Annotated in this window: 9 protein-coding genes and 1 pseudogene; 4 read left to right on the top strand and 6 right to left on the bottom strand. The window is 67.1% G+C overall.

The genetic code is table 11. From position 1 onward, the window contains the following. Positions 1 to 107: 107 nt before the first annotated feature. Positions 108 to 1796 carry a glucose-6-phosphate isomerase gene (pgi, locus tag H7I57_RS06155; RefSeq protein WP_264022467.1) on the top strand — a complete coding sequence of 563 codons (1689 nt, stop codon included), beginning with the start codon at positions 108 to 110 and terminating at the stop codon, positions 1794 to 1796. 32 nt (positions 1797 to 1828) lie between these two features. Here pgi and H7I57_RS06150 read toward each other — a convergent pair. The 5 genes and pseudogenes from H7I57_RS06150 to H7I57_RS06125 form a co-directional block, all read right to left on the bottom strand. Further along, a pseudogene (locus tag H7I57_RS06150) lies at positions 1829 to 1936 on the bottom strand (helix-turn-helix transcriptional regulator); the annotation flags it as partial. Positions 1937 to 1984: 48 nt separating this feature from the next. Next, positions 1985 to 3346: a cytochrome P450 gene (locus H7I57_RS06145; protein ID WP_264022466.1), complete on the bottom strand. Its 1362-nt coding sequence runs from the start codon at positions 3344 to 3346 to the stop codon at positions 1985 to 1987. Positions 3347 to 3406: 60 nt separating this feature from the next. After that, positions 3407 to 4156 carry an SDR family oxidoreductase gene (locus tag H7I57_RS06140; RefSeq protein WP_264022465.1) on the bottom strand — a complete coding sequence of 250 codons (750 nt, stop codon included), beginning with the start codon at positions 4154 to 4156 and terminating at the stop codon, positions 3407 to 3409. 122 nt (positions 4157 to 4278) lie between these two features. After that, positions 4279 to 5151: an Fpg/Nei family DNA glycosylase gene (locus tag H7I57_RS33175; RefSeq protein ID WP_275080942.1), complete on the bottom strand. Its 873-nt coding sequence runs from the start codon at positions 5149 to 5151 to the stop codon at positions 4279 to 4281. Positions 5152 to 5156: 5 nt separating this feature from the next. After that, positions 5157 to 5540 (bottom strand): phage holin family protein, encoded by a 384-nt coding sequence (locus tag H7I57_RS06125; protein WP_264022463.1) that lies wholly within the window; start codon positions 5538 to 5540, stop codon positions 5157 to 5159. Between the two features lie 140 nt (positions 5541 to 5680). Between H7I57_RS06125 and H7I57_RS06120 the strand changes: the two genes are divergently transcribed. From H7I57_RS06120 to H7I57_RS06110, 3 genes are all read left to right on the top strand, one after another. Beyond that, entirely contained in the window at positions 5681 to 6601 is a 921-nt protein-coding gene (locus H7I57_RS06120) for an AurF N-oxygenase family protein (RefSeq protein ID WP_264022461.1), read from the top strand. Beyond that, positions 6598 to 7341, top strand: a complete 744-nt coding sequence (locus tag H7I57_RS33430; RefSeq protein ID WP_264022460.1) for a DUF4873 domain-containing protein — start codon at positions 6598 to 6600, stop codon at positions 7339 to 7341. Before H7I57_RS06120 ends, H7I57_RS33430 begins: the two co-directional genes overlap by 4 nt. A gap of 65 nt (positions 7342 to 7406) precedes the next feature. After that, positions 7407 to 8273 carry an LLM class flavin-dependent oxidoreductase gene (locus H7I57_RS06110; RefSeq protein WP_264022459.1) on the top strand — a complete coding sequence of 289 codons (867 nt, stop codon included), beginning with the start codon at positions 7407 to 7409 and terminating at the stop codon, positions 8271 to 8273. An 8-nt stretch (positions 8274 to 8281) separates the two neighbouring features. On the opposite strand, the gene H7I57_RS06105 is transcribed toward H7I57_RS06110, so the two are convergent. After that, entirely contained in the window at positions 8282 to 9562 is a 1281-nt protein-coding gene (locus tag H7I57_RS06105; protein WP_264022458.1) for a glycosyltransferase, read from the bottom strand. Positions 9563 to 9721: the final 159 nt, after the last annotated feature.

Here is a 9721-nt window from a genome sequence, read left to right as displayed (position 1 = left end):
GCTCACCGCAGCCATCTGGCACAACGACACCATCGGCGCCACCGTCCGCCGATCACTGACCGCCTACGACCACTAACCCTTGGAATCACTCATCTAGGGTTCTGCACATGGGTTCTGAGACCTCCCACATCCCCGACGTCACCACCACTCCGGCATGGCAGGCACTCTCCCGGCATCACGACGAGATCGGCGCCACCCATCTGCGCGACCTGTTCGCCCAGGATCCCGCCCGCGGAAGCGAGCTGACGCTGACGGTCGGCGACCTCTACATCGACTACAGCAAACACCGCATCACGCGCGACACACTGACGTTGCTGCTCGATCTCGCCCGCATCGCCCGCCTCACGGAACGCCGCGATGCGATGTTCTCCGGTGCGCACATCAACACCTCCGAGAACCGGGCCGTGTTGCACACCGCGCTGCGACTGCCGCGCGGGGCCGCGCTGGAGGTCGACGGCCAGGACGTCGTCGCCGACGTCCACGAGGTTCTCGACCGCATGGGTGAGTTCACCGACCGGCTGCGCGGCGGCCAGTGGGTGGGCGCGACCGGTGAGCGCATCACGACGGTGGTCAACATCGGCATCGGCGGTTCGGATCTGGGTCCGGTGATGGTGTACCAGGCGTTGCGGCACTACGCCGACGCCGGCATCTCGGCCCGGTTCGTCTCCAACGTCGACCCGGCCGATCTCGTCGCCAAACTCGACGGACTCGACCCGGCGACAACGCTTTTCGTCATCGCGTCGAAGACGTTCTCCACGTTGGAGACGCTGACCAACGCCACCGCGGCGCGCCGCTGGCTGATTGACGGACTCGGCGGCGGTGCCGGACAGGACGCGGTGTCCAAGCACTTCGTCGCGGTGTCGACGAACAGCAAGCTGGTCGACGACTTCGGTATCGACACCGCCAACATGTTCGGGTTCTGGGACTGGGTCGGCGGGCGCTATTCGGTGGACTCGGCGATCGGGCTGTCGGTGATGGCGGTGATCGGCCGCGAGCGGTTCGCGGAGTTCCTCGCCGGTTTCCACCTCGTGGACGAGCACTTCCGGACCGCGCCGCTCGAGGCCAACGCCCCAGTGCTGCTCGGCCTCATCGGCCTCTGGTACAACAACTTCTTCGACGCCGGAATCCGTGCGGTGCTGCCGTATTCGAACGATCTGTCGCGGTTCGCGGCCTACCTGCAGCAGCTGACGATGGAGTCCAACGGCAAGTCGGTGCGCGCCGACGGCACCCCGGTCACCTCCGATACGGGCGAGATCTTCTGGGGCGAACCGGGCACCAACGGCCAGCACGCCTTCTACCAACTGTTGCACCAGGGCACCCGGCTGGTTCCCGCCGACTTCATCGGGTTCAGCGAGCCCACCGACGACCTGCCCACCGCCGACGGCACCGGCAGCATGCACGACCTGCTCATGAGCAACTTCTTCGCCCAGACACAGGTGCTGGCGTTCGGCAGAGATGCGGCGGAGATCATCCGAGATCTCCCAGCGGGCACCGCCCCCGAGGTGGTGCCGCACAAGGTGATGCCCGGCAATCGTCCGAGCACGTCGATCCTGGGGACCAAGCTGACGCCGTCTGTGGTCGGCCAGCTGATCGCGCTCTACGAGCACCAGGTGTTCGTCGAGGGCGTCATCTGGGGCATCGACTCGTTCGACCAGTGGGGCGTGGAGCTGGGCAAGACCCAGGCCAAGGCGCTGCTGCCGGTGATCACCAGTGACACCTCACCCGCAGAGCAGACCGACTCGTCGACGGACGCCCTGGTGCGCCGCTACCGCACGGAGCGCGGCCGCAGCGCGTGATTTCGGTGCCGCTGGTCACGCTGTGGTTGACCGACGTCGATGAGGTCAGCGAGCTGCGCCCGACTCATCTTCCGTTCGGCGCGGAGCACACCGATGCGGTTGTATATCGGGAACGTTTTCCCTCGCCTTACCGGACTCACCTAATCAATCGGGGGAAAACCCAACGATTTGTCAAGTGTGGCCGCAGCTCAGTCGATGACCGCGGCAGCCTTGCGCACGGTGATGGGCGCCGCGAGCTGCTGTTCGTCGCAGATGCGCTGCAGCTTGTCGAGCGTGGCATCGAGGCCGGGCCCGAGCCGAGGTCCCGGCGTGAACGTCGCGGGCAGATGCTGCATGCCCTGGATGACGCCGATCGTCTCGTAGTGCACGGCGCCGTCGGGGTCGCAACGGAAGTCGGGCATCCGGTCGAGCACTGCGGTGAGCATCGACTTGAAGACGGTCCGGGCGACGTTGGAGCCGATGCACCGGTGCACACCGAGTCCGAAACTGAAGTGGCGGTTGCCTTTCCGGTCGAGGATCAGCTCGTCGGGGTTCTCGAAGAGCTCGGGGTCGCGGTTCGCCATCGCCCATGACAGCCAGAGCCGCTCACCCTCTTTGAGGAGGACGCCGTCGACCTCGAGGTCCGCCGCGACGGTGCGGCCGTCCCCCGGGGCCGGCGTGAAGTAGCGCAGGAACTCCTCGGTCGCCGGGTTGAGCAACGTGTCACGGTCCCGGCTCAGGCGCTCGCGTTCGTCGGGGTGCTGCGAGAGCCACTCCAGCGCGTGCGCCGTCAGCGCGGTGGTGGTGTCGAAGCCGCCGCCGATCAGCAACATCAGCATGCCCATGATCTCGGCGTCCGGCGCCGGTTCGCCGTCGATCCGGCACCGCACCAGCGCGTCGATCAGGCCGGGCCGCGGCGTCTCCCGGATCTCGGCGACGTGGCGCATCATGCCCATGGCCGAAGCGATCGCCAGGTCGGCGACTCGGGGGAAGTCAGGCGAGTCGGCGGGGGTGTACACCATGGCGTGGGCGGGCTCGCAATAGATCTCCCAGTCCTTCAGCGGGACGCCCAACAGTCCGAGGGTGAGCACCGCGGGGACGATGTTGGCCAGGTCGTCGACGAAGTCGATCCGGCCCTCCTCGATCTTCTCGTCCAGGCAGGCCTTGACGATCTCGTCGACGACAGGGACCCACCGTTGCACCGCGGCGGGCGACAGATAGGCGTTGAGCGGGGTGCGGTACTCCCGGTGCTCGGGGTCGTCCATCTCCAGCATGCCGCCGCGGATGGCCGCGCTGTAGTCCCCGCGAGGGATGTTGATGCCGGTGTAACCGTTGCGTTCGCCGGTCACGTCGTTGTCGTTGGAGACGTGGGGGCACCGTGCGAGTTCGAAGACTTCCGTCGTACCCGCAGCCACCCAGTGCCCGCCGTAGGTGTCGGTCCACGCGAGCGGACACCGGTCGTGCATCTCCGCGGTGATCTCTTCGAATCGGTCGCGGTACTGCGGGGTGTGGCGGTCGAAGTGGAAGCTGCGCTCTTCGCGCCGCCGATCCACGCTCGTCGGATCGGACATGGTTCGAGAATAGGAAAACCCGGACCGCCGAATAGACAGTTCTGCGTAATTGACTACTGTTCAGGCGAAGCGGTTGGTGAACCGGGGCGGCAGCACCTTCATCAACTCCACGAGCGGCCACCACGGCCACCCGGGGACGACGGCGCGGCCCTTCTCCTTCTCGATCGCGTCGACCATGGCCTTGACGCCGGTCTCGTTATCCACCATGAGCATGGTCGAGTTGGACTTCGCGGTCATCTCCGACTCGATGTAGCCGGGTTCGAGCACGGTGATCTTGATCGGGCCCGAGGGATACTCGGCGCGCAGCGACTGGCCGAGCGAGATCACGCCCGCCTTGCTGGCGGAGTAGGCGGCCTTGTGCCCGGGCACGCCGACATTGCCCAGCACCGAGGCCACCAACACCAGATGCCCCTCGCCCGCCTTCTTGAACATCTCCATCGCCGTCTCGATCTGCACCAGTGCCGCAACGAGATTGGTTTCGATCGTGGCCTTGTTGGCCCACGGCTTGCCCCCGCCGAGCGGGTAGCCCTTGCCGATGCCTGCGTTGACGATGACGCAGTCGATCCCGCCGAGTTCGTCGGAGAGCTCCCCGAAGACCTTCGGCACCTGCTCGTGATCGTTGACGTCCAGCGCCGCCACGGCGACCTTGATGTTGGGATGGCGGGCGGTGAGTTCGGCCCTCAACTCATCGAGGTTGTCGACGCGACGCGCGCACAGCGCCAGGTCACGGCCCTTCGCGGCGAATTGGCGGGCCATTCCCGCACCTAGCCCCGAGCTGGCACCGGTGATCAGGATCTTCTGCCGAGTCATGCGGGCAGGATAACCGAGTTAGACAAGTGCCGAGTAATCGTCTCCCCGCCGGAATTGCATTCCAGCAGTAAGAATGCGGGTTACGACCTGCTGGAATGCAATTCCGGCGAAAGTACCGAGCGCTACTTGAGCAGCCGGGACATCCTGCGGTCGGCGAGCACCTTGCCGCCGGTCTGGCAAGTGGGGCAGTACTGAAAGGACTTGTCGGCGAACGACACCTCCCGCACGGTGTCCCCGCAGACGGGGCACGGCAGCCCGGTGCGTGCGTGCACCCGCAACCCGGAGCGCTTCTCCCCCTTCAGCGTCGCCGCCTGCTGACCCACCGACCTCGTCACCGCGTCGGTGAGCACCGAGATCATCGCGTCGTGCAGCGCCGCGAGCTGCACCTCGGTGAGCTTGTTGGACGTCGCGAACGGCGACAGCTTGGCGACGTGCAGGATCTCGTCGCTGTAGGCATTGCCGACGCCCGCGATCACCTTCTGATCGGTGATGACCGACTTGATCCGTCCCGAGTTCCCCCGCAGCGCCTCGGCCAGTGCTTCGGGGCTCAGCGACAGCGCGTCGGGCCCGAGGGCCGCGATCTGCGGAACCGCCATCGGGTCGGTGACGAGCCAGACCGCCAGGCGTTTCTGGGTCCCGGCTTCGGTCAGGTCGAAGCCCACCGTGTGGTCCGGTGTGCCCGGATTCTCCAAGTGCACCCGCAGCGCGATCGGCCCCTTCCCCGGCTTGAGCGGGGCGGCGGCCAGCTTGTCCGACCACCGCAGCCAGCCGGCCCGGGACAGATGGGTGATCAGGTGAATGTCTCCCGCCTGCAGCCCGAGGTACTTGCCCCACCGGTTCGCGCCCGTCACCTGACGCCCGGCCAGCGCGGACACCGGCGGGTCGAACGTCTTGAGCACCGACAGCGCCGCGACGTCGACGCGGCTCACGGTCAGTCCGACCGCGTGCCGACGCAGATGATCGGCGAGGGCCTCGATCTCCGGCAGTTCGGGCATGTCACTCAGTCTGCCTTCACGACAAGCGAGAGAAGCCAACTCACGACCGACAGCACGATCGCGGCCCAGATCGCCGTCCACCAGAAGTCGTCGATGAACAGACCCCAGTGGGTGGTGTGTTCGGTGATCCACGAGGTGATCCACAACATGAACGCGTTGATGACGACGTGGAACAGGCCGAGCGTCAGGATGTAGAGCGGGATCGAGATGATCTGGACGATCGGCTTGATGACCGCGTTGACCAGGCCGAAGATCACCGCGACGACGAAGATGATGCCGACCCTGGCCGCCGTCGAGTCGCCGCCGACGAATTCGATGCCGGGGACGAGGAGCGTGACGACCCACAACGCGAGCCCGGTCAGCGCGGCGCGCAGCAGAAAAGATCCCATGGCCACCATGATCGACCATCGCCCCTGATTCCGGGGCGCACATGTTGCGATACCAGAGGTATGCGATACCCGAGGTATTGACATCGCGCGGGGCGCTCCATAGTTTCGATTCACCTCACGTCGACGAAGGGACGTTCGCGATGACCGCTCCGACGACACCGCCCTCCGCGCCGCCGCCCGCCGGTCCGACCCGCGACGAGTTCGCCGAGCGCCTGCTGAAGGGCTCGGTCAAGAAGTCCTACGCGCCGGTCGTCGACATCGACTGGGACGCCCCCCTCGACCCGGACAAGTTCTTCCTGCCGCCGAAAACCGTGTCGCTGTACGGCACACCGCTGTGGGACGGCATGACACGGGAGCAGCAGATCGAGCTCTCGCGGCAGGAGCTTGTCAATACCCTGTCGGCGGGGATCTGGTTCGAGAACATCCTCAACCAGGCGCTGCTGCGCAAGATGATGCACCAGGATCCGACGGCCCGCGCCACGCATTACGAGCTGACCGAGCTCGGCGACGAGACCCGGCACATGGTGATGTTCGGCAAGGCCATCGAGCGGGTGGGCGCCAAACCGGTGCGGCCAAAGCGATATCAGCGCGTCATCATCAACGCGCTGCCCTTCGCCTTCCAGGGCTCGGCGCTGTGGGTCGCAGCGCTCATCGGCGAGGAGATCTTCGACTCGCTACAGCGGCAGATGATGGACGACCCCGACCTGCAGCCGATGGTGCAGCGGCTGATGCGGATCCACGTCGCCGAGGAGGCGCGGCACATCCAGTTCGCCCGCGACGGACTGCGCAAGCGCGCGCCCCATCTGCGACGCATCCCGAAGATGTTCGTGGCCAACGTCAACGGTGTCGGCGGGGTCTTCTTCCAGTACCTGTTCAGCAACCCCGTGCAGTACCGCCGGGCCGGACTCGACCCGCGGGAGGCCCGTCGCGCCGCCCGGACCAGCCCGCACCGCCATCAGGTGCAGGTTTCCGGTTTCGCCCCGCTGGCGGCCTTCCTGCAGGAGGTCGGCTTGATGGGGCCCGTTGCGCGCCGCATGTGGAAGCGCAGCCGCTTCCTGTGACGGACACCGAGACGGTGGTGTTCGCGAGCGGGCAGGACGCGGCGAGCGCCGGGTTCGACGAGGCGTCCCACACGTGGACCGTCGGTGACCGCCGCGCCCGGGTGGTCATCGCGACCGACGGCACGCTTCCCACCGCCTCGGCGTTGCGGACCGCCGACCTGGAGCCGTATCTCGGTGTCGCCGTGCACGGCGTGCCGAACTACTTCCTGCTCACCGACCCGGACGTCGCCGCCAAGAAGGCCTACGTCGCCAAGTGCCTGGCCTACATGAGCCGCAGCGACAGCACCCGCATCGAGGTGCGGCCCGGGGCGCAGCGGTTCTACAACGACCGTTCGCGCCGCCGCCGGGATCTCCATCCCCGGCGGGGTCATTACTGGCGGCGGGTGGGCAGGCGGATCCCGTCGGCATTCGAGGTCGGCTCGCACACCGGCGAACCCATCGCAGGCGGCGCCGACTACGACGGACCCGCTACGGTCCAGATCGGCGGCGACCGCCACCGGGCCCACGTCAGGCTCACTGGCCGTCTCGACCCGATCGACGGCCGATACCATTGGCAAGGAACGGTTTTCGAAGCCACGTTCGACGTGCGACTGCCCCAGGATGTGACCGTGTCGATCGGTCGGCGTGCGGCCGCCGCGCGGCTGACCGAACGTACCCCGTGGTCGACCCACTCGGTCGTCGGCGTCGGCGCGCCACCGTTCGCCCTGGACGACGTCGAGATCGACGTCCCACTGTTATAGGGCAATCCACTGCCGCCGGACTAGAACGCGTTCTAGTATTCGCTCACCGACGAGCAGGAGGCGATGTGCGGTTCACCTACGCGGAAGCGATGACCGACCCGGCGTTCTACATCCCGCTGGCCAAGGCCGCCGAAGCCGCCGGCTATCACGCGATGACGATCCCCGACAGCGTCGCCTACCCCTTCGAGTCGGACTCGAAGTATCCGTACACCCCCGACGGGAACCGCGAGTTCCTGGACGGCAAGGCGTTCATCGAATCCTTCGTGCTGACCGCCGCGCTGTGCGCCGTGACGACGACGCTGAAGTTCAACCACTTCGTGCTCAAGCTGCCGATCCGCCCTCCCGCCCTGGTCGCCAAACAGGCAGGCTCGCTGGCGGCGATGTTCGACAATCGGCTCGGCCTCGGTGTCGGCACCAGCCCGTGGCCCGAGGACTACGAGCTGATGAACGTGCCGTTCGCCAGGCGCGGCAAGCGGATGGACGAGTGCATCGACATCATCAGGGGCCTGACGTCGGGCGAGTACTTCGAGTACCACGGCGAGTTCTACGACATCCCCAAGACCAAGATGACGCCCGCGCCGTCGAAGCCGTTGCCGATCCTCATCGGCGGGCACGCCGACGCCGCACTGAGGCGCGCCGCCCGCAACGACGGCTGGATGCACGGCGGCGGCGACCCTGAAGAACTCGACGCTCTCCTCGCGAAACTCAACCGGTTCCGCGAGGAAGCGGGCCAGACCGGCCCCTATGAGATCCACGTGATCTCGATCGACGCCTACACGCCCGACGGCATCAAGCGACTGGAGGACAAGGGCGTCACCGACGTGATCGTCGGCTTCCGGATCCCGTACATCATGGGCCAGGACACCGAACCGCTCGACGCGAAGATCCGCAACCTGGAGATGTTCGCCGAGAACGTCATCGCGAAGGTGTGAACGGACACTCACACATCGCAGCACCGCTTGAGCGCGTTGGCGATCGAGTCGACCGGCGTCGCCGACTCGATCTGCGAACGCAGACGTTGCGCGGCGGCGCGGTATCCGCCCTCGCGACAGATCCGGTCCACCGCGGCGCGGATCGCGTCGGGTGACGGTGTGGCCGTACCCAGGTCGACGCCGACACCGCTGTGGTTCACCCGCGCGGCAACCTCGGCTTTGTCCGAGGTCTCCCCGGCGACGATCAGCGGCACCCCGTGGCTCAGCGCGTACTGCACACCCCCGTAGCCGCCGTTGGTGATCATCACGTCGACGTGCGGCATCAACTCGGGATAGGGCAGCCAGTCGACGACCCGCGCGTTGGCCGGTATCCGGCCGCGCACCTGCTGGCCGGGACGTCCGCCGGTGGTCGCCACCACCAGCAGGTCCGGTCGATCGCCGAGCGCCACGAGCGTGGGTGCGATCAACTGGTCGAGGTCGCCGTTGTCGAAGGTGCCCTGGGTGACGTGGACGACGGTGGTGGCTTCGGTGACGTCGGACCACCATGGCGGTGGGGTGAAGTCGCCCGCGGCCTCCGGCAGCACCGGACCGACGAACTCCACGTCGGCGGGCAGGTCACCGCGCGGGTATTCGAAGCCCTCGACCGCCAGTTGCAGGACACCGTCGGCCAACCGCGGCCAGTCACTGACGAACACCGGCGACGGCCGGCAGTTCGCTTGCCGCAGTGCACGATTGAACCTGCGCTGACTGGAGCGCATGATCACGCGGTGTGCCACGGCCGTCATCGGCCGGTAGTCGACGCCCGCTTCCGGTCGCCACGCCATGCCGAACGGCGGGGTGTCCGCACTGGAGATCGTCAACGGCCCGACTCCGCACACCAGCAGCGGCGGGCGCGGGCCCTCGGACAGCAGTATCGGCAGCGCGCCGGTGAACGTCACATCGGCAAGGATTGCGTCGACGGGTCCCGACCGCAGCTGATCCCGTAGTGATTCGGCCGCTGCCACAAGCGGTTCGGCGAACACCGAGTCGAGCTCGGCGCGTCCCAGCCAGAAGCGCCGCACCTGCACTGGCAGCCTGCGCAGCCATGCGGGCGCGGCGTCCGGCGGAGCGATCCGAACCTCCTCGGGCAGGGACGCCATCCGGAGACCGGCGTGATCGACGTCGCCCGCGAACTCGGCTCCCGTCAGAACGGTGACGTCGTGGCCGAGCGACTTCAGGCCCGCGCCGACGTTCACCATCGGGAGCACGTGCCCCCGAAGCGGGCTCACTGCAAGCAGATAGCGGGCCAAACCTGATCCTTCGTGCTCTCGGAACCGGTGGCTCCTGGGCCCGCCCGCGTCGGATCGAGCGGTGTGCACGACGGTACCTGGAGTCCCGGGTCGCGGAACCCTGGGGATCCATGCTGCTGACGATGCATAACCGGGGCGAAACTGGGTAATGAGTCACAC

The sequence above is a fragment of the Mycolicibacterium pyrenivorans genome (assembly GCF_025821625.1).
GTDB classification, from domain to species: domain Bacteria; phylum Actinomycetota; class Actinomycetes; order Mycobacteriales; family Mycobacteriaceae; genus Mycobacterium; species Mycobacterium pyrenivorans.
This window is presented reverse-complemented; position numbering and strand designations above follow the sequence as displayed.

Excerpts from the sequence above, each read along its gene's own strand:
- pgi (WP_264022467.1), top strand. The coding sequence starts at position 108 with ATGGGTTCTGAGACCTCCCACATCCCCGACGTCACCACCACTCCGGCA.
- H7I57_RS33175 (WP_275080942.1), bottom strand. The coding sequence starts at position 5,151 with ATGCCCGAACTGCCGGAGATCGAGGCCCTCGCCGATCATCTGCGTCGG.
- H7I57_RS06125 (WP_264022463.1), bottom strand. The coding sequence starts at position 5,540 with ATGGGATCTTTTCTGCTGCGCGCCGCGCTGACCGGGCTCGCGTTGTGG.
- H7I57_RS06145 (WP_264022466.1), bottom strand. The coding sequence starts at position 3,346 with ATGTCCGATCCGACGAGCGTGGATCGGCGGCGCGAAGAGCGCAGCTTC.
- H7I57_RS06120 (WP_264022461.1), top strand. The coding sequence starts at position 5,681 with ATGACCGCTCCGACGACACCGCCCTCCGCGCCGCCGCCCGCCGGTCCG.
- H7I57_RS06140 (WP_264022465.1), bottom strand. The coding sequence starts at position 4,156 with ATGACTCGGCAGAAGATCCTGATCACCGGTGCCAGCTCGGGGCTAGGT.